Here is a 25,384-nt window from a genome sequence, read left to right on the forward strand (position 1 = left end):
GACAGGCAGGACGCCCGTCGTCCTGTACGTCCCATAAGAACAATACTCATGGATGGCAGCCTCGATGTTCGACACCACCTCCTCGCGCGGCACGGCCGGCGCGCAGCCCGACGTTTTACCCGAGAACTGGCACCACGATGCCCCGTTCGACGCCGATCAGTGCCTCCACGGCCTGTTCGAAGCCCAGGTGCGGCGCGCGCCGCAGGCCATTGCCGTGCGCTTTGGCGAGCAGGCACTGACCTACGCCGAACTCAACGCCCAGGCCAACCGCCTGGCCCACCACCTGCGTACCCTGGGGGTCGGGCCGGATGTGCGGGTCGGCCTGTGCCTGGCGCGTTCGCCAGACATGCTGGTGGCCGTGCTCGCCGTGCTCAAGGCCGGTGGCGCCTACGTGCCGCTGGACCCTGGCTATCCGCGGGCGCGCCTGGCGCACATGCTGGCCGACAGTGCCCCGGCGGTGTTGCTCAGCCATGGCCCGGCCCGGGCTGCACTCGATGGCCTGGCAGCGGCCTCGACACGGCTCGATCTCGACGACAGCGCGGCCTGGGCCGAGCTTGCGTCCCATGACCCGGACCCGCGAGCGATCGGGCTGACCCCCAGCCACCTGGCCTATGTGATCTACACCTCCGGTTCCACCGGCACGCCCAAGGGGGTGATGGTCGAGCACCGTGGCCTGGTCGCCCTGGGCGCGGCCTGGGCGCAGCTGTATCCGCTGCAGGCACCGCTCAATCACCTGCAGATGGCCGGTTTCTCCTTCGATGTGTTCAGCGCCGACCTGATCCGCGCCCTGGGTTTCGGTGGCACCCTGGTGCTGTGTCCACGCGAGACGCTGATGGACCCGCCCGCACTGTTCCGGCTGTTGTGCGAAGCACAGGTGGGCTTTGGCGACTTCGTGCCGGCGGTGCTCGACCCGTTGCTGGACTGGGTCGAGGCGAACGGCCGCGACCTGGCCTTCCTGCGCACGGTGGTGTGCGGCTCGGATGTCTGGAGTGCCCATAGCGCCCGCCGGCTGCGCCGTCTGTGCGGCGAACGGGTGCAGCTGGTGCAGGCGTACGGCGTCACCGAGGCGAGTATCGACAGCACCTGCCACGAACTGCCGGCGCATGAGGTGGCTGATGCTGTGCTGCCTATCGGTCGACCACTGGCGAACTGCCGCGTCTATCTGCTCGATACGCAAGGGCAGGCGAGCGAGGAGGGTGAGTTGTACCTCGGCGGTGTCGGGGTCGCGCGCGGTTACCTGAACCTGCCGCAGCTGACCGCCGAGCGTTTCATCGACAACCCCTTCGTGGCCGGCGAGCGGCTGTACCGCACCGGCGACCTGGCGCGCCTGCGCGGCGATGGCCAGCTCGAATTCCTTGGTCGCGGCGACCAGCAGGCCAAGCTGCGCGGCCTGCGCCTGGAACTGGGCGAGATCGAGGCGCGCCTTGCGCAGGTGCCCGGCGTGCGGCAAAGCCTGGTGCTGCTGCGTCAGGATACGCCCGGCGAGCCCCGCCTGGTGGCCTACTTCGCCCAGCAGCCGGGCGCCGGGCTGAGCCCGGCGGCCCTGCGCGAGCAGTTGAGCGAACACCTGCCTGACTACATGCTGCCGAGCGCCTACGTGCAGCTGGCTGCCTTGCCGCTGACCGCCAACGGCAAGTTCGACCGCGTCGGCCTGCCCGCGCCGGACGCCGCTGCCTTCGAGCGACGTGACTACCAGGCGCCGCAGGGGGCGCTGGAAACCAGCCTGGCGGCGATCTGGGGCGAGGTGCTGGGGGGTGCGCGTATCGGTCGCGACGATCACTTCTTCGCCCTGGGCGGCCATTCGCTGCTGGTCATGCGCGTGCTGGCCCGCGTGCGCCAGGAGCTGGGGCGCGAAGCGGCGCCGGTGGCGCTGTTCGAAAACCCGCGGCTCGTAGACTTTGCTAAACGGCTGCAGGCCAGCCAGGACGAAGCGCGGCTGCCGATCGAGGCAGTCGAACGCACGGGCGCGCAAACGTTGTCGTCCGCCCAGCGTCGGTTGTGGTTCCTGGCGCAGATGGAGGGTGGCAACGCCGCCTACCACATGCCGCTGAACCTGCGTCTCAAAGGTGCCTTGCAGGTGCAGGCGCTGGCGGACAGCCTGGACAAACTGGTGGCGCGCCATGAGGCACTGCGCACTACTTTCCTCAGCGTCGAGGGTGAGGGCCGACAATGTGTCGGCGCCGCAGACCAGGGCATGGCCCTGGTCCAGCTCGATCTGCAAGGCCTACCCGATGCCACCGCACGCCTGGACGCGCTGATCGAAGAGGAGGGCGCAAGACCGTTCGACCTGGCCAAGGGACCGCTGATGCGTGCCTGCCTGGCGCGCCTGGCACCAGACGAGCACGTGCTGCTGCTGACCCAGCACCACATCATCTCCGACGGTTGGTCGGTGGGCGTGCTCACCCGAGACCTGGAGGCCCTGTATGGCGCCGCCGTGCAAGGCATCGACGCGACACTGCCGGCGTTGCCGGTGCAGTACGTGGACTACGCCGCCTGGCACCCGCGCTGGCTGGCGGGTGAGCGGCTGGAGGGCCAGCGCCGATACTGGCAACAGGCGCTGGACGGCGCGCCGCCGCTGCTGACGCTGGCGACCGACCACCCGCGCCCGACGGTGCAGGATTACCGTGGTGGATTCGTGCCGCTGATGCTGGATCGCGAGCTGACCACGCGCCTGAAGGCGCTGTGCGGCGCCCATGGCTGCACGTTGTTCATGGGTTTGCTGAGCGCCTGGTCGCTGCTGCTGATGCGCCTGTCCGGGCAGGACGACGTGGTGGTTGGCGTGCCCACGGCCAACCGTCCGGACCCGGCGCTGGACGGGCTGATCGGTTTCTTCGTCAACACCCTGGCGCTGCGCATGACCCGCAGCGCTGCGCCGACGCTGGAGCAGTGGCTGCGCCAGGCCCGCCAGGTAACCGTGCAGGCCCAGGCTCACCAGGACCTGCCGTTCGAGCAACTGGTGGAGTTGCTCAACCCGCCGCGCAGCCTGGCCTACAGCCCGGTGTTCCAGGTGCTGTTCGCCTGGGAGCAGGACCAGGGCCAGACCCTGGCCTTGCCCGGGCTGGACATCAGCCCCGTGCCGAGCAGCCAGTCGGTGGCGAAATTCGACCTGCAACTGGCCCTGAGCGAACGTGATGGCCAGATCGTCGGTGGGCTGGAGTACGCCAGCGGGTTGTTCGAACGCGCCACCGTGGCGCGTATCGGCGAGTACCTGCGCCGCCTGTTGGAAGGCATGGTCGACAACCCCGGACAGTCCATTGCCACCCTCGAGCTGCTCGATGCCGCGCAGCGCGAGCAAGTGTTGGACCGCTTCAACCGCACCGTCCGCGACACAGCCGGCCAGCCGGATTGCATGGCGCGCCTGACGGCCATCGCCCGCCAGACACCGGATGCCGTGGCGCTGGTGGCCGACGGGCAGTCGCTGAGCTATGCCGAACTGGACCGTGCAGCCAACCGCCTGGCCCAGCACCTGGTCGGCCTGGGCATCGGCCCCGAGCAGCGGGTGGGACTATGCCTGGAGCGCTCGGCGCAGATGGTCGTCGGCCTGCTGGCGATCCTCAAGGCCGGCGCCGGCTATGTGCCGTTCGACCCGGCGTATCCGGACGAGCGCTTGGCCTTCATGCTCGCCGACGCCGCGCCGCGCCTGGTGCTGACCCAGGCCTCGCTGCGCCCGGGCCTGCCGCAGGCGGTCGAGCTGCTGTGCCTGGACGTCGACGCCGAGCGCTGGGCCGACTGCCCGGACAGCGAACCGCAGGTGACGGTCCATCCCGAGCACCTCGGCTATGTGCTCTACACCTCCGGCTCGACCGGCCGACCAAAAGGCGTCGCCCACAGCCGTCGGGCCCTGGACAACCTGATCGCCTGGCAACTGGAGGACGCGCCAACGCCATGCCGCGTGCTGCAGTTCGCCTCGCTGAATTTCGATGTGTCGTTCCAGGAGATCTGCAGCACCCTGTGCCAGGGCGGCACCTTGCAGTTGATGAGCGAGGCTGAACGCAAGGACCTGGCCACCCTGCGTCCAACCCTGGTGGCCGAGGGCGTGGGGCGTGCGTTCCTGCCGTTCGCCGTGCTGCAACAACTGGCCGCCGTGACCGAGGCCGACGCGCCGATGCCGCCCGGCGGCTGCGAGATTGTCACCGCTGGCGAGGCGCTACAGGTCAATGACGCGCTGCGCGCCTTCGTCCGTGGCCTGGGCGGCACGCGACTGCGCAACCAGTTCGGGCCGACCGAGACCCATGTGGTCAGTCAGTTCAGCCTTGATTGCGCCGATGCCGAGCACTGGCCGGAGTTGCCCGCCATCGGCAAACCGATTGCCAATGCGCGTCTCTACGTGCTGGACGTCGACCTGAATCCATTGCCGGTGGGTGTCCCGGGCGAGCTGTATATTGCAGGCGACTGCCTGGCGCGTGGCTACCTCAACCGCCCACTCCTGAGCGCCGAGCGCTTCCTGCCCGACCCGTTCAACCCGCGGCCCGGCGCGCGCATGTATCGCAGCGGCGACCTGGCCCTGTTGCAGGCCGATGGCAACGTGCAGTACCTGAGACGCGTGGACCAGCAGGTCAAGCTGCGCGGTTTCCGTATCGAGCTGGGCGAGATCGACAGCCTGTTGCGCCAGCAGCCGGGCGTGCAGGATGTCGCCGTGCTGCTGCGTGAAGACATTCCCGGCGATCCGCGCCTGGTGGCCTACGTGGTGGGCAGCGGCGATCCGCAAACCCTGCGCGCCGCCTTGCAGCGCCAATTGCCCGAGCACATGCTGCCCAGCGCCTGGGTCAGCCTCGCGCAGCTGCCGCTGACCCGCAACGGCAAGCTCGACCGCCAGGCGCTGCCGGCGCCCGAGCGTGGCGGCGCGGCGCATTTCGAGCCACCACGCAACGAGACCGAACGGCGCATGGCCCAGGTCTGGGCCGAGGTGCTCAAGTGCGAGCGGGTCGGCATCCATGACAACTTCTTCGACCTGGGCGGCCATTCGCTGCTGGCCACGCGCCTGGTCTACGCGATCAACCAGCGCCTGGGCGCGCAGCTGTCGCTGAGCAGCCTGTTCCAGGCACCGGTGCTGATGGACCTGGCCGCGCAGGTCGGGGTGACGCAAGAGGCCCATGGCGAACGCCAGGGGCAGGCTCTGCAAGCCGACCCGGCCGGGCGCCATGCGCCGTTCCCGCTCACCGACATCCAGCAGGCTTACTGGTTCGGCCGTGAGGCCAGCGTCAGCCTCGGCGGGGTCAGCGCCCATGGTTACGAGGAGTGGCGCATCCCCGATTTCGATGTGCCGCGCTTTGAGACGGCGCTGAACCGCATGATCCAGCGTCACGACATGCTGCGCGTGGTGTTCCTCGACGATGGCACCCAGCAGGTGCTGGAACAAGTGCCGGTTTACCAGCTGGCCCGCCGCGACCTGCGCGGCATGAGCGGCGAGGAAGCCCGGAGTGCCCTGATGGCTGTCCGCGAGCGCCAGTCGCACCAGGTGCTCGATGCCAGCCGCTGGCCGCTGTTCGACTTCAGCGTGTCGCTGCTAGATGACGGCATCAGCCACCTGCACATCAGCCTCGACGCCCTGGTGGTCGATGCCGCCAGCACGCAGATCCTGTCCCGTGAGCTGATGGGGTACTACCACGAGCCCGAGCTGGAACTGCCCGAGCCGGGCGTGACCTTCCGCGACTATGTGCTGGCCGAGCGCCGCTTGCGTGCCGACTCGTCCTATGAACGCGCCCTGGACTACTGGCGCGGGCGGATCGAGACCCTGGCTCCCGCCCCGGACCTGCCACGGGTGTGCCAGCCGGAAAGCATCGCCAACCCGCACTTCACCCGCCGCGACCGCGACATGCCGGCGGCGCAGTGGAGCCGGCTCAAGGCCATGGCCCGGCAGTTCGGCGTCACCCCGTCGGTAATGCTGCTGACCGCGTTCAGCGAAGTGCTGGCGTTGTGGAGCCGCCAGCCGTGCTTCACCCTCAGCCTGCCGCTGTTCAACCGCCTGCCGCTACACCCGCAGGTGGATGCGATCATCGGCGACTTCACCTCCCTGGTGCTGCTGGAAGTGGCCATCGACGGCAACGCCAGTTTCACCGACAAGGCCCGCGCCGTGCAGGCGCGCCTGTGGCAGGACATCGACCACTCGGTGGTCAGTGGCGTGCGTGTGCTGCGCGAGCTGTCCCAGGCCCGCGGCGTGCAGCAGACGGCGATGCCGATCGTGTTCAACAGCACCCTGTCCGAAGCGGCGCCGGAGCTGGCCGAGTTCAACCTGGGCGACGCCCTGGGCGCGACGCTGGAACACAGCATCACCCAGACCCCGCACGTGTGGCTCGACCACACCCTGCTTGAACTCGAAGGCCGCCTGCTGTTCAACTGGGACAGTATCGACGCGCTGTTCCCCGAGGGCATGATCGGGCAGATGTTCGCCGCCTACAACGCGTTGCTCGACCGCCTGCTCGCCCCTGAAGCCTGGGCCGCCAGCACGCCGCAGTTGCTGCCCCAGGCGCGCCTGGCGCAGGCGCCGCCAGCGCCACGGGATCTGCCGTTGCTGCACGCGCTGTTCGAGCGCCAGGCCCTGGCCAGGCCACAGGCCATCGCGGTGCTGGGTGCCCGTGAGCTGAGCTACGGTCAATTGCGCCAGGAGGCCCGCCAGCTGGCTGCGCAGTTGCAATCCCGTGGCGTAAAGCCCAACCGACTGGTCGCCGTGGTGATGGAGCGCGGCTGGGAACAGCTGGTGGCGACGCTGGCGATCCTCTATGCCGGCGGCGCTTATCTGCCCATCGACCCAAACCTTCCCGGCGCGCGCCTGCGCCATATCCTCGAACGCGCCGAGGCCAGCCTGGCGCTGACCCAGCCGTGCCTGCTGGAGCGGGTGGCGTGGCCGGCGCAGGTCACCGCGCTGCCGGTCAGCGACCAGCCGGACAGCCCGGGCGAGCCGCTGCGCGACGTGCAGGTGCGGCCCGACGACCTGGCCTACGTGATCTACACCTCCGGTTCCACCGGCACGCCCAAGGGCGTGGTGATCGACCACCAGGGCGCGGTGAACACCTTGCTGGACATCAACCGCCGCTTCGCCGTGGGCCCGCAGGACCGGGTGCTGGCCATCTCGTCGCTGAGCTTCGACCTGTCGGTGTACGACTTCTTCGGCACCCTGGCGGCGGGCGCGGCGGTGGTCATGCTCGAACCGCAACTGAGCCTGGATCCCGCGCACTGGACCGCGTTGGTCGAACAGCACCGGGTCAGCCTGTGGAACTCGGTGCCGGCGCTGCTGGGCATGCTGGTGGAATACCTGGAGGGCGAGGGCAGGGTGCTGCCGGCTAGCCTGCGCCTGGCCATGCTCTCCGGCGACTGGATCCCGCTGGCACTGCCCGAACGCGCCCGGGTGTTGCGTCCGAGCTTGCAAATGATGAGCCTGGGTGGGGCTACCGAAGCGTCGGTCTGGTCGATCGGCTACCCGATCGACCAGGTCGATCCGGCCTGGCGCAGCATTCCCTATGGCCAGGCGCTGGATCACCAGCGTTTCCATGTGCTGGACGAGGCGCTGCAAGTGCGCCCGACCTGGGTCACCGGCCACCTGTACATCGGTGGCATCGGCCTGGCCAAGGGCTACTGGCGCGACGAGGCGCTGAGCGCCAGTAGCTTCTTCGACCATCCGCTGACCGGCGAGCGCCTGTACCGCACCGGAGACCTGGGGCGCCTGCTGCCGGATGGCAACATCGAGTTCCTCGGTCGTGACGACAACCAGGTCAAGGTCCAGGGTTATCGGATCGAGCTGGGCGAGATCGAGGCGGTGCTCAACCGCCACCCCGGCGTGCACAGCGCGGTGGTGCGCATCCTCGGCGAGGCCCAGGCGCACAAGCGCCTGGCCGGCTACGTGCTCAAGGCCGACCCGGCGCTGCAGGCCGGCGATTTCACCAGCTACCTGGCCGACAAGCTGCCGGCGTACATGGTGCCGGCGTCCTTCACCTTCGTGGAGGCCTGGCCACTGTCGGCCAATGGCAAGGTCGACAAGAGCCGCCTGCCCGAACCCGAGCAGGTCCGGGCAGGCGGCCTGGCGCTGGAACTCGAAGGGCCGCAGGAGCAGCGCCTGGTGGCCATCGTCGAGCAGGTGCTGGGCAGGGTGGGTATTGCCGCCGACGCCAACCTGCTGAGCCTGGGCGCCACCTCCATCGACATCGTGCGCATCAGCAATGCGCTGTCGAGCGAGCTGCGCTTCCGCCCCCATGTGGCGAACCTGCTGGCGCAGCCGACCCTGCTCAACCTGCTTGCGCTGTACCGCCAGCGCCAGGAGCAGAGTGGGTTACCGAGTATCAGTGTCGACGCCGTGCTGGACGATCCGCAGCAGCGGGCGGCGTTCAAGGCCGAGCAGCGCGCACGGAGGCGCTTTGCCAGCGACACGCCGCAGGTGGCCCTGGCGCTGCCGGCCGATCCTGCTTTCGCCCGGCGCTACCGCGACTATCGCTCGGTGCGTCAGTACCTGGAACGGCCCATTGCCGAGCAGGCGTTCGCCGAACTGCTGGCGGTGCTGGCCCAGGGGCAACTGGACGGCGAGGCGAAGTACCTGTTCCCGTCGGCGGGGGGCGCGTACCCGATCCAGACCTACCTCTACATCAAGCCCGGCCGGGTGCTGGGCGTACCGGGCGGTGCCTACTACCACGATCCGCTCGGGCACCGCCTGGTGGCCACGGGCGCGGGCGAGCTCGACCCGGACATCTACGACTTCTTCGTCAACCGCCCGGTCTACGAGGGCGCGGCGTTCGCGCTGTTCTTCGTCGCCGACCTGGCGGCGATCCGTCCGCTGTACGGCGAGGGCAGCCATGACTTCTGCCTGATCGAGACCGGCGCCATGGCGCAATTGCTGACCATGGCCGCCGCCGACCTCGGGCTGGGCCTGTGCGGCGTGGGCGCGGTGGAGGAGCGCCAGCTCGCCTCGCTGTTCGACCTGGGGAGCAGCCATGCGCTGGTCTACTCGATGGTCGGCGGCCTGCGCGGGGGGAATGTGCCCCATTGCACGCAAACCGAAGCGCTCGCCATCACGGCACAGGACGACAACGACATGGAGGAATTCGAAGTATGAACGCCCATCAACTGCTGGCGTTGTTCGATCGCCATGGCGTGACCCTCGAGGTGGACGGCGACAAGCTGCGCTGCAAGGCGCCCAAGGGGTTTCTCGACGAGGCCCTGATGCAGGCGCTGAAGATTCATAAGCAAACGCTGATCGCCTTGCTCGCCGGATCCGACGACAACGCGCCGATCCCGCGTCGCCCCGATGACCAGACCCGTTGCCCGTTGTCGTTCTCGCAACGACAGCTGTGGTTCCTCGACCAGCTGGAACCGGGCAACCCGTTCTACAACGTGCCCTCGGCGGTGCGACTCAAGGGGCGACTGGACGTGGCCGCGCTGGAACGGGCCCTTAACGCGCTGATCGAACGCCACGCGATTTTGCGTACCACCTTCGCCAACCTCGATGGCGAACCACAGCAGGTGGTGCACGCCAGCAAGCCGCTGAGCCTGGCCGTGCTCGACCTGCGCGGGCTGCCCGAGCCCGAGCGTCAGGCCCGCCTGACTGAGGCGGTCGACGCCGAGGCCCGTGCCCCGTTCGACCTGGCAAGCGGCCCGCTGCTGCGGGCACGGCTGGTGCGACTGGCTGACGAGGACCATGTGTGGTTGTACAGCGTGCACCATATCGTCGCCGATGGCTGGTCGATGGGGGTGATCCAGCACGAGATCGCCAGCCTTTACAGCGACTTCCTGCGCGGCCAGCCGCCGAGCCTGGCTCCGCTGCCGGTGCAGTACGCCGACTACGCCTGCTGGCAGCGGCAACGCCTGGATGGCGAGGCGCTGCAGGGCCAGATCGACTACTGGCGCCGCGCCCTGGGCGACGCGCCAGTGCTGCTGGACCTGCCCAGCGATCGCCCGCGTCCGCGGGTGCAGCGTTTTGTCGGCGCCACCTTCAGCTCGATGGTGGACGGCGACACCCTGGCCGAGCTCGAGGCGCTGGCCCGGCATACCCAGGGCACGCTGTTCAATGTGTTGCTCGCCGCCCTGGACGTGCTGCTGTGGCGCTACAGCGGCCAGCACGACCTGTGCGTGGGCACGCCGTTCGCCAACCGGGGCAGGGCGGAGCTTGAGCCGCTGATCGGACACTTCGTCAACACCCTGGTGATCCGCCAGCGGCTCGATCCGCAACAGACCTTCGCCGAGCTGCTGCGCGAGGTGCGGGCGAACATGCTGGAGGTCCATGGGCACCACGATGCGCCGTTCGACCGGGTGGTCGAGGCGCTCAATCCGCCCCGCGACCCCAGCCACTCGCCGCTGTTCCAGGTGATGATGGTGTTGCAGAACACCCCCGGCGCCACGCTGGCCATGCCCGGCCTGGCGCTGTCGGCCCATGGCACCGGCAGTGCCACGGCCAAGTTCGACCTGGCCTTCGAGTGGGTGGTGCGCGACGGCGCGTTGCACCTGCTGGTCGAGTACAACACCGACCTGTTCGACCAAACCACCATCGAGCGCCTCAGCCGCCACTACCGCCAGTTGCTCGCCCAGGTGGCCGCCGAACCCAAGCAGCCGCTGCACGCGCTGTCGCTGATGGATGCCGGCGAGCGCGAAAGGGTGCTGCATGCCTGGAACCAGTCGCCCGCCCTGCAGGCACCGATCGACTGCGTGCATCGCCTGGTCGAGACGCAGGCGGCGCGGCAACCGCAAGCCTGCGCGGTGGTGTTCGAGGGCCAGACCCTCAGCTATGCCGAGCTCAATGCCCAGGCCAACCGCCTGGCCCGCCACCTGCGCACCCTGGGCGTTGGGCCGGATGTCCGCGTGGCCGTGTGCATGGAGCGCTCGCTGGAACTGCCGGTGGCGCTGCTGGCGGTGCTCAAGGCCGGTGGTGCCTATGTGCCGCTGGATCCGGACTATCCGGTCGGGCGCCTGGGCCACATGCTTGGCGACAGCACCCCCGTGGCGCTGCTGACCCTGGGTTCGGCCCGGGCGACCCTGCACCAGGCCATGCAGGTGTGTGGCTGGGAGGCGCCGTTGATCGACCTGCAGGCCGACGCGCCCGGCTGGGCTGAACGGGACGGCGACAACCTGGCGCCCCACGAGGTGGGCGTGACGCCCGAGCACCTGGCCTATGTGATCTACACCTCAGGTACTACCGGCCTGCCCAAGGGCGTGATGGTCGCGCACCGTGGGTTGGCCAACCTGCTGGTCTGGTGCCTGGGCGTCTGCGGTGAGCCCGGGGCGATGCTGCACAAGATCCCGTTCGGCTTTGACGCCTCGGCCTGGGAGACCTTCTGGCCGCTGGCCACTGGCGGGCGGCTGGTGATCGCCCGGCCCGGCGGGCATTTCGAGCCAGGCTACCTGGCGCGGCGGGTACGCGAGCAACAGGTCACGGCCATGGTCTTCGTGCCGGCGATGCTGCAACTGTTCCTGGAGGTGGAGGAGGCCAGCCAGTGCCACGGCCTCACCGACGTGTTCTGCGGCGGCGGCGAGCTGACGCCGGCCCTGGCGCGGCTGCTGCGCGCTCGCCTGCCGCAGGCGCGGCTGCACAATGTCTATGGCCCCACCGAGACCACGGTGATCAACAGCATCTGGACCCTGGCGCCGGGCGATGAAATCCCGGCGTTGCGCCTGCCGATCGGCCGGCCCATCGCCAACAACCGCTTCCATGTGCTCGACGCCTTTGATGCCCCGGTGCCGCCCGGTGTCACCGGCCACCTGCATATCGGTGGGGTAGGCGTGGCCCGCGGCTACCTGGGGCTGCCGGCGCTGACCGCCGAACGATTCATCGACAGCCCGTTCGTGGCGGGCGAGCGCCTGTACCGCAGCGGCGACCTGGCGCGCTACCGCGCCGACGGCCAACTGGAGTTCCTCGGGCGCGACGACTTCCAGGTCAAGCTGCGTGGCGTGCGCCTGGAACTGGGCGAGATCGAGGCGCGGCTGCAGGCCTTCCCCGGCATCGCCTCCAGTGTGGTGCTGATGCTCGGCGAGCAGGCCCAGCACCAGCGCCTGGTGGCCTGCTGCGTGACGAGCGCCGCGCTGGACGAGCAGGCGGTACGTGCGTACCTGGCCGAAACCTTGCCCAGCGCCGTGCTACCCAGTGCCTACCTGTGGCTCGACGGCATGCCGCTCACCGCCAACGGCAAGGTCGACCGCCAGGCCCTGGCCGAGCGCGCGGACAATGACCTGGCGGCGCGCCAGGTCAACCTGAGCAGTCCCCGCGACCCTATCGAGCTGGCCCTCTACCAGATCTGGAAAAGCCTGCTGCTGGCGCCGCAGATCGGCATCCGCGATAACTTCTTCGCCGTCGGTGGCACCTCCATCGCGGCGATCAAGATGGCCTACCAGATCGGCCAGGCGTTCAATGTCGAGGTCCCGGCCCGGGTGGTACTCGGCCATCCGACCATCGAAGCCTTGGGCGGTTGGCTGCGGGCCGGGTCCAGTATCCAGGTGGACAATGGCAACCTGATCACCTTCCGCAGTGGAGACGGGGAGCGCAACGTGGTGTGCATCCACCCGGCCGGCGGCACCGCGTTCTGCTACCTGTCGCTGGCCAAGGTGCTGCCCGAGGCGGTCGGCGTGTACGGCGTGCAGTCGCCGGGGCTGAACCCCGGGGAGGCCACCGAACCCACGGTCGAGGCGATGGCCGAGGCCTACCTGCGCCAGATCGAACCATTGCTGGAGCGGCCGCTGGTGCTCACCGGGCTGTCGTTCGGCGGCCTGGTGGCCTACGAGATGGCCCGGCGCCTGCGCGCGGCCGGGCGGACGTCGGTCAGCGTGGTGCTGCTCGACACCCAGGGCTCGGATGATCCGGCTTTTCGCGGACAGATCGGCACCGTCGACATGGCCGAGTTCCGCGACAAGCTGGTGCGCTTCAACGGCATGTACCCCGGTATCGAGGACGCCCAGGTCGAGCGCTATTTCCACCTGTACAACCACAATCGCCTGGCCATGGCCGCCTATACCTGTCCGCCGCAGGCTGGGCGCGTGGTGCTGGTGCAGGCCCGCGAAGACCTGCCGCGTGGCCAGCTGCGCGTCTTGCGCGAATTCTGGCGGCGTCGCGCCGCCGACGGCTACCTGGCCACCCTGGTGCAGGGCGGTCATTGGGACATGCTCGAAAGCGCCGAGATTCATCGGGTCTCACGGACGATCCAGCGCGAACTGCAACGTTTCGATGCCCAGGAGGGGAAATGATGAGCGTGCTCCAGGAAACCGTGCTCGCGCGTTTTGCCGCCCAGGTGCAACGAGATCCGCAGGCCCTGGCGGTGATCGACCGACAGCTGCACATGACTTACGCCGAGCTGGCCAGCGCCAGTGAGCGTATCGCCCGGGGGCTGCAGGCTCGGGGCGTATTGCCGGGCCAGGCCCTGGCGCTGTACCTGCCGCGCGGCTGGCAATGGCTGGCGGCACTGCTTGGCGCGCTCAAGGCCGGTGCCGTGGTGATGCCGCTGGATCGGGCCAGCCCCGCCGAGCGCCGCGGGTTGATGCTGGCCGATGCCGACTGCGTGGGCGTGCTCAGCCTCGCCGATGCGCCCCAGGGTTTGCCGGGGCCGTGGGAGGCCAGTGTCGAGGCGTTGCTGGACCACCCGGATCAACCGGCCCAGCCGTTGCCGGAAAACTTTGCCGAAGTCATGTGCCTGTTCTACACCTCCGGCACCACCGGGGTGCCCAAGGGCGTGGAGGTCGGCGAGCGCGGGCTGCTGCGCCTGGCGCAGGCCGGCAGCTATATCGACATCCGCCCCGGCCAGCGTTTCGCCTGCCTGTCCAACCCGGCTTTCGATGCCTGCAGCTTCGAGTTGTGGGCGCCGTTGCTCAATGGTGGCTGCGTGGTGATGGTCGCCGATGAGGACGTGCTCGACGCCCGCCGGCTGGCCCGGCTGCTGCAGGTACAGCAAGTCGATACCCTGTTCATCACGGTGTCGCTGTTCAACACCCTGAACGCGCAGTACCCGGCGTGCTTTGCCAGCTTGCGCCAGGTGCTGACCGGTGGCGAGCAGGTCAGCCCGGTGGCGGTGCGTGCCTGGTACCAGGCCAACCCGGACAGCGCCTGCCGCCTGTTCAACGTCTACGGCCCCACCGAGTGCACCACCTTCGCCCTGTGCCACCCCATCCCGCGCGACTTCAGCGGCGACAGCGTGCCCATCGGCCTGCCGCTGCCGGACACCGGCATGCAGGTGCTCGATCCACGCCAACAGCCGGTGGCGCCGGGAGAAGTCGGCGAGCTGTACCTGAGCGGCAGCGGCGTGGCCCGTGGCTACCGCAACCGCCCCGAGGAGACCGCGCGCGCTTTCGTGCGCCTGCCGGCGCTGGATGGCGGGCGGCAGGTGCACTACCGCACCGGCGACCTGGTGCGGGTCAACGACCAGGGGCGGGTCGAATGCCTGGGGCGGGTCGACCGGCAGATCAAGGTTCGCGGTTTTCGCATCGAGCCGGGCGAGGTGGAGCAGCGCCTGCTCGAACACCCCCAGGTGGCCCAGGCCTACGTCTGCAGCCGCCGGCAGGCCGCCGAGGACCATCAACTGCTGGCCTTCCTGGTGCCGTGCGGGGAGCTGGACTATCGCGTGTTCGACGCCTACCTGCGTGCCCACCTGGCGCCCTGGATGCGCCCGCACCAGTTGTTCCGGGTGCCAGGCCTGCCACTGACGGCCAATGGCAAGATCGACCAGGAGCGCCTGCTTGCCCAGGCCGACACGCCCTGGCGACCGCCTGTCGAGGCCGGCGAGCACTCGCCGGCCCTGGACTGGCTGTTGCAGCAGGTGCGCACGCTACTCGGGCAATCCGCCCTGGGTGGCCAGGACGACTGGCTCGGCAGTGGCGGTGATTCGCTCAGGGCCATGCGCCTGAGGTCGGCGATCCGTGACCGCTGGCAGCAGGAAATCAGCATGGCGACGTTGCTCGGCGAACCGTTCGAGGCCTTGGCCGAGCGACTACAGAGCGGGCAGGGCATGGCGCCGGCCTATCCCCCCGCGCCGGCCGCGCAAGGCGCCCGTCGCGGTCCGGCCAGCGCCGAGCAGCGCCGGCTGTGGCTGGAGCAGCAGCGCGTGCCCGACTCGACCGCGTATAACGTGCCCATGGTGCTGCACCTGGCCGCAGGCGCTGATCCGCAGGCCCTGGCCGAGGCGGTGAGGCGACTGGTGGCAAAGCACCCTGCGCTGCGCACGGCTTTCGTGGCGGGCGCCGACGGTCCGGAACAGGTCGTCGGCGAGCAGGCGGCGGTGTGCCGGGTGCTGGCAGCGGGCGCGCTGGACGACAGCACCTGGCCAGCCTTCGCCAGCCTGGTGTTCGACACCCCGTTCGAGCTGGCAAGCCCCACGCTGCTGCGCGCCTGGGTGGCGCCACACGCCGACGGCAGCTGCCGCCTGCTGCTGAACCTGCACCATATCGTCACCGACGGCTGGTCGATGAACCTGCTGTTCGACGACCTGGCCAGCCTGTACCAGGATGCCCTGCAGGGGCAGGACAGCACAGCAGCCACGCTGGCACTGGATACCCTGGACTTCGCCTTGTGGCAGCGGCAGTGGAGCGTCAGCCCGCACTACCGGGAGCAGCGCCGTGCCTTGGCCACGCTGCACGCCCGTCACGGCGAGGCGACCCCGCCGCGGCCAGCCAGGTACCCCGGGGAAACAGGAGGGCGGCTGTATCGCCAGCCCCTGGGTGAACGGCGCAGCGCCGCGCTTGAACGCTTTTGCACCGAGCAGCGCCTGACCCGCTTCGACGTGCTGTTCAGCGTCTTTGCCTGGAGCCTGCACGCCCTGGTCGGCTGCGAGCGTCCACGGATCGCCAGCCCGGTGGCCAACCGCCCGCTGGCCGAGTTCGAGGCCAGCGTGGGCATGTTCGCCAACACGGTGCTGATCCCGACCGATCTGCAGGGCTCGCAAGCGCTGGACGAGCAGCTGCGCCGACAGACCGCCACCGTGCGTGAGGTGCTGGCCTTGCAGGATGTGGCCCTGGCCGATCTGGTCGAGGACCTGCGGTTGTCCTCCGACCAGGCCCTGTTCGACTACCTGTTCGTACTGGAGAACACCGAATACGCCAAGCTCGCCGCCGCCCCCCTGCGCGCCAGCCTGGAACCGTACCCGACACCCCAGGCCAAGTGTCCGCTGACCTTGCTGGTAGTGGGCGGCGAAGGGCCGTTGGAGTGCTGGTGGGAATACCAGTGCAGCCATTTCGACGCCCATGAGGTGGCCGCGCTGGACCAACTGCTGCAGCGGGGGCTGGATTTGCTGCTGGAAGATCCTCGGGCGACCCTCGACAGCCTGGTGGCGCCTTATCGGCAAAGCCTGCCGCCGGCCAGCGAAGGCCTGGCCGCCACGCTGCCGTTCGCCACGCTTGCCGACTGGTTCGAGCACCAGGCGCAGCAGACCCCCGAGGCCACCGCGCTGGTGGCCGGGCAGCGGCGGTTGAGCTACGCGCAACTGAATGCGCTGGCCGACACCCTGGCGGCGACCTTGTCCAGCCAGCACGCACGCGACGAGTCAGCGACCATGGTGCTGTTCCTGGCGCCGTCGGTGGAGCATGTGGTGGCCTTGCTGGCCCTGGCCAAGCTCAATATCACCGCCGTGCCGCTGGACCCGAACTACCCCGTGGCGGTGCAGCGTCAGGTGCTGGCCCAGGCGCGTCCGGACTGCGTGCTGTTCAGCAGCGCCACCGAAACGGCCCTGGCCGTGCTGGACGCCGAGCGCCTCAGCCGTCACCGGGTGGACCTAGAGGCGCCGGCACGGTCCCTGGAACGCCTGCGCCACAACGGCGAGCGACCGCTGTACACCTTGTTCACCTCGGGCTCTACCGGCACACCGAAGGGGGTGCAGGTGGCCGACCGTACCCTGTGCAACCTGTTGCACTGGCAGCGCCACGCCGGGCAGTTACCGGCCCGCTCGGTGACCTTGCAGTTCTCCATGCTGTCGTTCGACGTGGCGTTCCAGGAGCTGTACGGCACCCTGTGCGGTGGTGGTTGCTACCACCTGATCGAGCCCCACTGGCGCCAGGATGCCCAGGCGCTGCTGACATACCTGCAGCAGGCTCGCATCGAGCGGCTGTTCCTGCCCTGCGTGGCCTTGCAGCATCTGGCGCAAGCCGCCGTCGCCCAGGGCATCTACCCAGCGGCTCTGCGCGAGGTGGTAACGGCCGGCGAGCAGTTGCTGTGCAGCGAGGCACTGCGCAGCTGGTTCGGCGGCATGCCCAAGGCCCGCCTGTTCAATCACTATGGCCCCACCGAAACCCATGTGGTCAGCGCCTACGCCCTCCCGGCGCAGGTGAGCGACTGGCCGCTGCGCGCGCCCATCGGCCAGGCGGTCGACAATGCCCGGCTGTTGCTGGTCGACGCCCATGACCGTCCCGTACCCCCTGGCAACCAGGGCTACCTGCTGGTGGCAGGGGCGATGGTCGCCCGCTGCTACCTGGCAGATGCGGTGCTCAACGCCGAGCGCTTCGTCGAACTGCCCCAGGCCGACGGCAATCGCTGCCTGTACTACCGCACCGGCGACCTGGCCTGGGTCGATGCCCAGGGTTGCCTGCACTACATGGGCCGTGACGACCAGCAGGTCAAGCTCAGTGGCCATCGCCTGGAACTGGGGCAGGTCGAATCGGCACTGATGGCGGTGGCCGGGGTGGCCAACGCGGTGGTGACGGTGCAGGGCGAGCCATCGTGCCTCACCGCCTATCTGCAACTGACCGGCATGCCGCCCTCGGCGCAGGATCTCGATCACCAGGTGGCGCGGCACTTGCCGGCCCATGTGCGCATCGACCAGTACCGGCGCCTCGACAGCTGGCCGCGCACGCCCAGCGGCAAGGTCGACCGCAAGGCGCTGGCCGGGCAGGGCGAGGCCCTGGAGCGGCGGCGCGTGCAGGCGGCCACCTTGACCCCGCTGGAAAGCCAGCTGGCCGCGCTGTTCCGCGAGGTGATCGGCCACGACATCGAGCCGATGCAGACCTTCTTCGAGGCCGGCGCCACCAGCCTGGGCCTGATGCGCCTGCAGGCGCGCTATGTTCAAGCCTTGCCCGGCGCGCCGAGCATGGCCGAGCTGTTCGAGCACGTGACCATCCGTCGCCTGGCCGCGCACCTGGCCCGTGCCGAGGCCGCACCGCAACGCCGTGAGCGCGCATCCAACCCAGGCGAACAGCCGATGGCGATCATTGGCATGGCGGTCAACGTGGCAGGTGCCCGCGACCTGGGCGAGTTCTGGACGATGGTCCAGGGCAACGCGCTGGGCATCGAGCACTTCCAGGCCGGCGAAGGCCTGGTCGGCGCACGCAGCCAACTGCAGGGCATGCTCGACTTCGACCCCGAGTACTTCGGCATCAGCCGCCAGGAAGCGCGGCTGATGGACCCGCAGCAACGCCACCTGCTGATGGCCTGCGTACAAGCCCTGCAGCATGCCGCCATCGTGCCGGCGGCGGACGGCCCGCGCATCGGCCTGGTGGCCAGTTGTGGCGAGACCACCTACTTCCAGCAGCTGCTGCGCGAAAACGGCGAGGGCGAGCTGCCGGATGGCTTCCAGCTGGCCCTGCATCACGACAAGGACTTCCTCGCCACCAAGGCCGCCTACCACCTGGACCTCACCGGGCCGGCGCTGAGCGTGCAGGCTGCCTGCGGCAGTTCGCTGATCGGCGTGCACCTGGCCTGCAACCTGCTGCGTCAGGGCGACAGCGACGTGATGCTGGCGGCCGGCGTGCTGATCGACCCGACCCTCAGCGACGGTTACCGCCACCGTTCGCAGCACATCTTCTCCCGCGACGGGCTGTGCCGGCCATTCAGCGAGGATGCCAGCGGCACCCTCGGCGCCAGTGGCTACGGGGTGGTGGTACTCAAGCCCCTGGCCCGCGCCCGTGCCGACGGCGACCGCATCTACGCGCTGGTGGAGGGTTCGGCGCTGAACAACGATGGCCGCGGCAAGATGAGCTATACCGCGCCGTCGGTGGCCGGGCAGGGCGCGGTGATCGCGCAGGCCCTGGAACGGGCCGGGGCCGCAGGTGCCGACATCGGCTATGTCGAGGCCCATGGCACCGGCACCTTGCTCGGCGATCCGGTCGAGGTCGCCGCGTTGACCCACGCATTCGGCGAGGCGCCGGCGGGCAGTTGCGCCCTGGCCTCGGTGAAGAGCCAGATCGGCCACCTGGGCGCGGCGGCCGGCGTGGTCGGGCTGATCCGCGCCACGTTGGCGGTGTACCACGGGGTGATCCCGCCTAACCTGGGCTTTTCCCGGATCAATCCGCAGATCGACCTGGCGTGTTCGCCGTTCCATATCCCGACCACGGCACGTCCCTGGCCGTCGGGGCGCAGGCGCATGGCCGGAGTCAGCAGCTTCGGCATTGGCGGCACCAACGCCCATGTGATCGTCGGTGCCGTGCAGGAGGAGCCACAGCCCCCCGAAGATGCACCACCGCTGTTGCTGCTGTCCGCCCATAGCCGTGAGGCACTGGAGCGCGACATCGCCGCCACCGATGCCTGGCTGCGTGACAATCCCGGGCAGGCACACGCGGTGTTGCGCCACTTGCAGGCCGGTCGCCGGCAGGGGCGTTGGCGCTTTGCGGCGCCGTACCAGGCGGGCGACGCCTTGCCGTTGTCGGCCATCCGCGAGGTCACGCCAACGCAGGCGCGGATCAAGGCCAGCGAACATGCACCTGATGACCTGCTGACGGCGTGGTACGAAGGCGCGCATATCGAATGGCCGGGCCGTTCGGCGCCGCCGCCCTGGAACCTGCCGCCTGCGTCATTCGATCTGCAGGCCTTCCGTTTCCAAGGTCAAGCGGCAGCGCAGCGCCAGCCACTGGCCGACTGGTTCCATCAACGACAATGGCAGCGGGTGCGACGCCTGGGTAAATCCATGGCGCAGGGTGTCCGGCAGACGCTGGTGGTGTGCGTCCGCGAGGCCGTCGACGACGTATTGCTCGCAACCCTGGGCCGTGCCTACCAGCGAGTCGTGCAGGTCCAGGCAGGCCAGGGCTACCGCCAGCTCGCCACGGATCGCTTCGAGCTCGATGTGCTCGACACCCAGGCGCTGGGACGGTTGCTCGAGGCACTGCCGGGTGAACTGGACTGGCTGCACGCCTTGCCCTTGTCGGTGACCGGCGCAGTCGACGAACAAAGTCTGGCAGCGGCCCAGTGGGCCTGCCTCGACACGCCCAGCAGCCTGTTGCAGGCCTGGGGCCAGGCACCGCGAGACGCCGACCTGCGCCTGTGGCTGCTGTCCTGGCAAGCGTGCCCGGTGCAGGGCGCGGTGGCGCGTCCGGAGCTGGCGGCCCTGGCCGGGGTGACCGAGGTGGCGCCCCAGGAATACCCGCTGCGCTGCCACTGGCTGGACTGCCCGAGCCCATCACTGGGCGAGCATGCCAACGCCCTGGCCACGTTGCTGGCCGAGCCCGAGGCATTGCCCCGGCGCATGGTGCTGCGCGAAGGCTACCTGTGGCAGCCGCGCCTGGTGCCAAGCCCGCTGCCGTCGCCCACGGCGCCAGGCCTGGCCGAGCGCGGCACGTACCTGATCCTGGGGGCTGGCGGCATCGGCCGCACCCTGTGCCAGCACCTGCTGCGCGCAGCGGACCGGCGCGTGGTGCTGCTGTCGCGTTCGCCGGTAGCGGACCTGGACCACGAGCGGGTCGATTGGGTGCAGGCCGATCTTGCCGACCTGCAGCGCTGGCCCCAGGTCCTCGAGGCGCTGGCCCGACGCTACGGGCGTTTCGACGGGGTGATCCATGCCGCCGGCATCGGCGCCGGCAGCCTGATTCGCCAGCGCGATGCCCGGCAGATGGCGATCGCCATGGCCGCCAAGACCCGCGGCATGCTCGCCGTGGAGGCTTTGATTGCACGGATGGCACCGGATTTCGTGCTGTACTGCTCGTCCATGTCGGCGCTGTTCGGCGGTGCCGGTCACCTTGACTACGCGGCCGCCAACGCCGTGCTCGACGGCTTCAGCCACTACCGTGCAGCGGGCGACGAAGGCTGCCTGCGCCTGGGTATCAACTGGGACATCTGGTGTGATACCGGCATGGCCACGCGGGGCAACAGCAACGATGCGGCGCACCAGCAGCACCTGAAGGTCGGCCTGTCGGCGCAGGAGGGTTGCGAGGTGTTCGAGCGCGCCATGGCGGCGCAATTGCCCCAGGTGCTGGTCTCGACCACGGCACTGCACAGCGCCCGGCGTTTCTATCCACGCCGTCATGGTGCCGTGGCCGCACCGGTCGACGTGCAGCCGAGCCAGGACGATCTGCCGACACGCCTGCGCGACTGCCTGTGCCAGTGGCTGGGGGTGGACTCGTTGGAGGACGATGCCTCCTTGTATGACCTCGGCGCCGATTCCCTGACCCTGCTGGACCTGATCGACGAACTGCAGCGCGCCACCGGCGTGGTCGTGCAGCTGTCGCAGTTCAGCCCCCATGTGAGCCTGCGCGAGGTGCTGGCCCTGGTTGACGCCGACCCAGGCCAGGCCGAGTGCGGCAGCGACCCGTGGCGCGAGGCGCTGCGCATCGATCCGTGGCAACAGGGCGATGGTCGCCAATGCCTGTACCTGATCCACCCGGTCGGTGGCGATGTCCAGGCCTACCGCGAGCTGGCCGCGGCGCTGCACCCGAGCCTCGGCGTGCGGGTGATCGCCGACCCGGTGCTGCGCCAGCCTGAACTGGCCAACCTTTCACTGGCGGCGCGGGCGCAGCTGTACCTGGAGGCGATACAGGCCGACCTGCCCGATGGCGCAAGCTGGGGGCTGCTCGGCTGGTCCTTCGGCGCCTGGGTGGCCCAGGCCGTGTGTGCCTTGGCCCGTGAAGCCGGGCACAAGCCACCGACGCTGTACCTGGTCGATCCACCTGCGCCGGATGCCGGAACAGAGTTGCGGCAGATTGACGAGGGGCAGATCCAGCAGGTGTTCGAACGGGAGTTCGCCCTGCGCAACGGCGAGTCGGACGGGGCGCGATATCTGGAGCGCCTGGTGACCTGCTGTCGCAACAACCTGGCGAGCATGCTGGGGCATGTGCCGGCAACGCTGGCCGGCCCGACCGGGCGCCTGTTCATCGCCACGCGCCCCAACCCCTATGGCATCGGCAGTGGCTGGCAGACCCAGGACCTGCGCCAGGCCTGGCAGGCCTTGCTGCCGGACCTGGACAGCTGGACGGCGCTGGATACCGACCACTATGGCATCGTCACCGGTCCCTTGGCCCGGCAGATTGCCGAGGCGATCAATGCCGACCTGCTCCGGCAGGAGGAGGGTGTCCATGGTGCCTGAACACGCCACGCCACCGACGTGGCTGAGCCCGCTGCTGCGGGTCTTGGGGGGCGGGCCCTTGGCGCAGCCGCTGGACCGTGAGGCGTATTGGCGACTGCTGCACTTATGGCAGTCCAAGGTAGTGCTGCCACGGCTCGCCGAGGCGCTCCCCGAACACGCTCCGGCCGTAGTCACGCTGCAACGCCTGCACCAACGTGCGAGCCTGGGCCTGCGTGGGCGCATCGGCGAGTGGCGCGCTGCGTTCAGGCCGGTGCTGTTGCCGACGTTTCGCCGGGCCTACGACTTCGAGGGCGCTTATGCCCAGGCCTATGACAGCGCCCTGGCCTACGGCCGGGCGCCGTCCAACCAGACAATGATCGCCGGGCAGTTCGGCGACGCCGAGGCATTCGCCCGGCACTATGCGCAGCTGAGTACCGAGGCCAACGCCCAGGCATTCGCCACGGCCAACGCTGCAGCCAGCAGCGAGGTCGCCGCCCGCGCCTATGCCCACGCTGACGAACAGGCGTGTGCCAGTGTCGTCGGCGCCTTGGCGCGGGTCTGCGGTTGGGCCTGCGCGACCTCGATCGAGCAACGCATGGCGCTAGTGACGCAACTGGCGACGGGGCTCCAGCGCCTGGCGAGCCAACTCAATCAACACACATCAGGGAGGGAAGCATGGATCAACAGGGATTGAACGCCATCGAGCGGATTGCCGGCGCCCAGCGTGCGCCGTACCGCAGCATCAGCGTGGAACGGCTGACGCCAGTCATCGGCGCCGAGATCGGCGGAGTCGATCTGTCGCGCAGCTTGCCGCCGGAACAGTTGGTGGAGATCCGCCGGGCGTTCCTGGAAAACCACGTGCTGGTGTTTCGCGACCAGCAGCTGAGCGTCGAGCAGCACAAGGCCTTCGGTCGGCTGTTCGGCGAGCTGCGCGCCTTGCCGCTGGAGGACATCGACGGCGACGACCCGGAACTGGTGGTGATCCGCGCCAACGCCCAGTCGCGTTTCGTTGCCGGTGAAACCTGGCACACCGACGGCACCGCCGACCCGGAGCCTTCCATGGGCTCGATGCTGTATGTGAAGGAAACGCCGGCCATCGGCACGGGCGGCGACACCCTGTTCGCCAACATGCACCTGGCGCTGGAGATGCTGTCGCCGGCGATGCAGGGGTTTCTCGGCACCTTGACGGCCATTCATGACGGCGAGATCCCGTGGAAGGGCTACACGCCGCCGCCCGGCCTGCCCAAGACCGAACACCCAGTGGTGGTGCGCCATCCCGAGACCGGACGAGCCTCGCTGTTCGTCAACTCGGGCTTCACCTCGCATATCGTGCAGTTGTCCGCCGGCGAGAGCCAGGTGCTGCTGGGGATGTTGTTCGACCTGGTGGCCCGCGAGCCGGTGCTCAGTTGCCGGGTACGCTGGGCGCCGGGGACCCTGGTGTTCTGGGACAACCGCTGTACCCAGCACCATGCAGTGTGGGACTACTTCCCGCATTCGCGGTATGGCGAGCGGGTGACGATTCTTGGCGGGCGGCCACAGGCCTAGGCCATCTGCCGCAACAACTGGTCGAGCACCAGCTCGCCAAAGGCCAGGTTGCCATGCAGCGGATCATCGACTTCGCAGAACTCGACCCGTTGCAGCCCCCGGTCGTCATTGGCGGCCTCCCGCACATCGACCAGCTCGACGCCCAGGGCGCGCAGGCGCTCGACCAGCCGGGCCTGGGCGGCCATGAACACTCGCGCGTCGGACATCGGCGGCACCCGTTGCGGTGGCAGCACGGCGTATACCTTCAAGTCCAGGGCCAGCGCCTGCTCGTAGAACGCCAGGGCAGGGCGCGACAGGGTGTCGATGATCGTGGCGAACAACGGGCCCTCGAGAAAACCGGGGTCGAACTCACCGTCCGCGCCCTGGTAGCACAGCCAGTTCTGGGTGGTGGCCAGGTAATGCACGCTCAGGCCGATGCTGGACACCAGCGGCCCGGGAATCCGCCCGAGGCTGGGGGCGTCGAGCTGGGCGAGGGCCTGGCGGTACAGATGCTCGAGCTCGGCGTCGCGCATTGCCACGTCGTCCGCCGTCAGGCGGAAGAAGTCGACGCCGAAATCGCGCCCGGCACCCAGCGGCCCACCACCGAACGCCAGTCCCCGGGCCCTGGCGGCCAGGCCGACGACACCGACATGGGAGTCGCCCAGCAGCAGGAAGCTAGGCGTAGTAGTCGAGTCTGGCGTCTTCACAGACAAGGTCCTCGCTGGCCAGGGATGCAGTGGCGGTGGGGGCTGCCGGCACGGTTTCGCCATCCAGGCCGGCAAAGAACTGGCGCATCACGAAGGCCACGCCCTCGGGCGTCACCTCGCGCTGGTTGGGCTGGTAGAAGGCGCCCTTGAACGGCGTGCCGGTGATGATCTCGTAGGAGGGGAAGTAGTCCACGCCGGGAAGGTCCTGGCACAGCTGGCCGGCCACGGCGCGCAGCACCGACTTGGAATAGGTGGTGGCACTGAGTACATGTTCGCCAGTGGCGCTGGCGGTCAGCGGCACCGGTGAGACGGTGAGCAACAACTTCAGGTCCGGGTTCACCGAGTGCATCAGCGCGATGGCGTCGGTCATGGCCTGGTAGCTGTCGTTGAAGCCGAAGTTGCGGAATACGTGTACCTGCGGGTCGAACTCACCGCGCACGGTGCCTGGGCACACCGGGTACAGCACATCCGTGTCGCGGTTGGCCCAGGCCTCGGTCAGGCCCAGGGTGAAGACGAACACCTTGGCGCGGCGCAGCGCCAGGCGAATCGCCGCTAGGGTCTGCTCCCGTGCGTCGAACAGTGCCTGCTCGCTGGCAAAGCCGGCCGCATCCAGCGCCGGGCGGAACGGATCGAAGAAGCGCCCGTCGTGCTGCCAGGTTTCGCCCGCCTGTGGCTGCCTGCCCAGCGCCCACTCCAGCCACTGGCGCAGTATCGCCGGGGTATAGAGGTTGCCGGTGCGGAACGAAAAAACGCCGTACTGTTGCGCCTTGCGTTCCTGCTCGGGCATCGCGGTCGGCGCTGGCTCCGCGTCGAGCCAGTTCATCCCGCGCGCCACCAGGGCCTGGCCGATGTGCTGGGCGAAGCAGGAGCCTGCGGTGACGATGGCGTCCTTGGCGTCGATCTCGAAGGCGGGCGACCACAGCTCAGCGATCTGCTCGTCGGGTCGGTCGGCGATCGCCGTGCGCCAAAAGGCGCGGGGCGGCAGGCATTGGTAGGGGTTCATGG

At 69.2% G+C, this 25,384-nt stretch carries 7 protein-coding genes; 5 read left to right on the plus strand and 2 right to left on the minus strand.

Annotation, left to right across the window (positions count from 1 at the left end; all coding sequences use genetic code 11):
- The first annotated feature begins 64 nt into the window (after nucleotides 1–64).
- Genes HU751_RS05660 through HU751_RS05680 form a run of 5 tightly spaced genes read left to right on the plus strand, consistent with a single transcriptional unit; the run spans nucleotide 65 to nucleotide 23,693 of the window.
- Complete coding sequence (locus HU751_RS05660) at nucleotides 65–9,040, plus strand: non-ribosomal peptide synthetase (RefSeq protein ID WP_186733305.1); 8,976 nt, start codon at nucleotides 65–67, stop codon at nucleotides 9,038–9,040.
- Nucleotides 9,037–13,152, plus strand: a complete 4,116-nt coding sequence (locus HU751_RS05665) for a non-ribosomal peptide synthetase (protein WP_186733304.1) — start codon at nucleotides 9,037–9,039, stop codon at nucleotides 13,150–13,152. Before HU751_RS05660 ends, HU751_RS05665 begins: the two co-directional genes overlap by 4 nt.
- On the plus strand, nucleotides 13,149–22,169 hold the full coding sequence (locus tag HU751_RS05670; RefSeq protein WP_186733303.1) for a non-ribosomal peptide synthetase: 9,021 nt from the start codon (nucleotides 13,149–13,151) through the stop codon (nucleotides 22,167–22,169). Before HU751_RS05665 ends, HU751_RS05670 begins: the two co-directional genes overlap by 4 nt.
- Nucleotides 22,159–22,842: a hypothetical protein gene (locus HU751_RS05675; protein ID WP_186733302.1), complete on the plus strand. Its 684-nt coding sequence runs from the start codon at nucleotides 22,159–22,161 to the stop codon at nucleotides 22,840–22,842. The genes HU751_RS05670 and HU751_RS05675 overlap by 11 nt, the downstream gene beginning before the upstream one ends.
- The gene (locus HU751_RS05680; protein ID WP_186733301.1) at nucleotides 22,824–23,693 is read left to right on the plus strand and encodes a TauD/TfdA dioxygenase family protein; all 870 of its coding nucleotides are present in this window, start codon (nucleotides 22,824–22,826) and stop codon (nucleotides 23,691–23,693) included. Before HU751_RS05675 ends, HU751_RS05680 begins: the two co-directional genes overlap by 19 nt.
- On the opposite strand, the gene HU751_RS05685 is transcribed toward HU751_RS05680, so the two are convergent.
- Nucleotides 23,690–24,379, minus strand: a complete 690-nt coding sequence (locus HU751_RS05685; RefSeq protein WP_186733300.1) for a hypothetical protein — start codon at nucleotides 24,377–24,379, stop codon at nucleotides 23,690–23,692. The two genes, HU751_RS05680 and HU751_RS05685, sit on opposite strands and share 4 nt — an antisense overlap.
- Nucleotides 24,348–25,382 (minus strand): GSCFA domain-containing protein, encoded by a 1,035-nt coding sequence (locus tag HU751_RS05690; protein ID WP_186733299.1) that lies wholly within the window; start codon nucleotides 25,380–25,382, stop codon nucleotides 24,348–24,350. The genes HU751_RS05685 and HU751_RS05690 overlap by 32 nt, the downstream gene beginning before the upstream one ends.
- Nucleotides 25,383–25,384 lie beyond the last annotated feature (2 nt).

It is taken from the genome of Pseudomonas peradeniyensis (assembly GCF_014268935.2).
GTDB classification, from domain to species: domain Bacteria; phylum Pseudomonadota; class Gammaproteobacteria; order Pseudomonadales; family Pseudomonadaceae; genus Aquipseudomonas; species Aquipseudomonas peradeniyensis.

What these genes read in the sequence shown, in the direction of transcription:
- HU751_RS05690 (WP_186733299.1), bottom strand. Translation starts at nt 25,382, where the DNA reads ATGAACCCCTACCAATGCCTGCCGCCCCGCGCCTTTTGGCGCACGGCG.
- HU751_RS05670 (WP_186733303.1), top strand. Translation starts at nt 13,149, where the DNA reads ATGATGAGCGTGCTCCAGGAAACCGTGCTCGCGCGTTTTGCCGCCCAG.
- HU751_RS05665 (WP_186733304.1), top strand. Translation starts at nt 9,037, where the DNA reads ATGAACGCCCATCAACTGCTGGCGTTGTTCGATCGCCATGGCGTGACC.
- HU751_RS05660 (WP_186733305.1), top strand. Translation starts at nt 65, where the DNA reads ATGTTCGACACCACCTCCTCGCGCGGCACGGCCGGCGCGCAGCCCGAC.
- HU751_RS05675 (WP_186733302.1), top strand. Translation starts at nt 22,159, where the DNA reads ATGGTGCCTGAACACGCCACGCCACCGACGTGGCTGAGCCCGCTGCTG.
- HU751_RS05680 (WP_186733301.1), top strand. Translation starts at nt 22,824, where the DNA reads ATGGATCAACAGGGATTGAACGCCATCGAGCGGATTGCCGGCGCCCAG.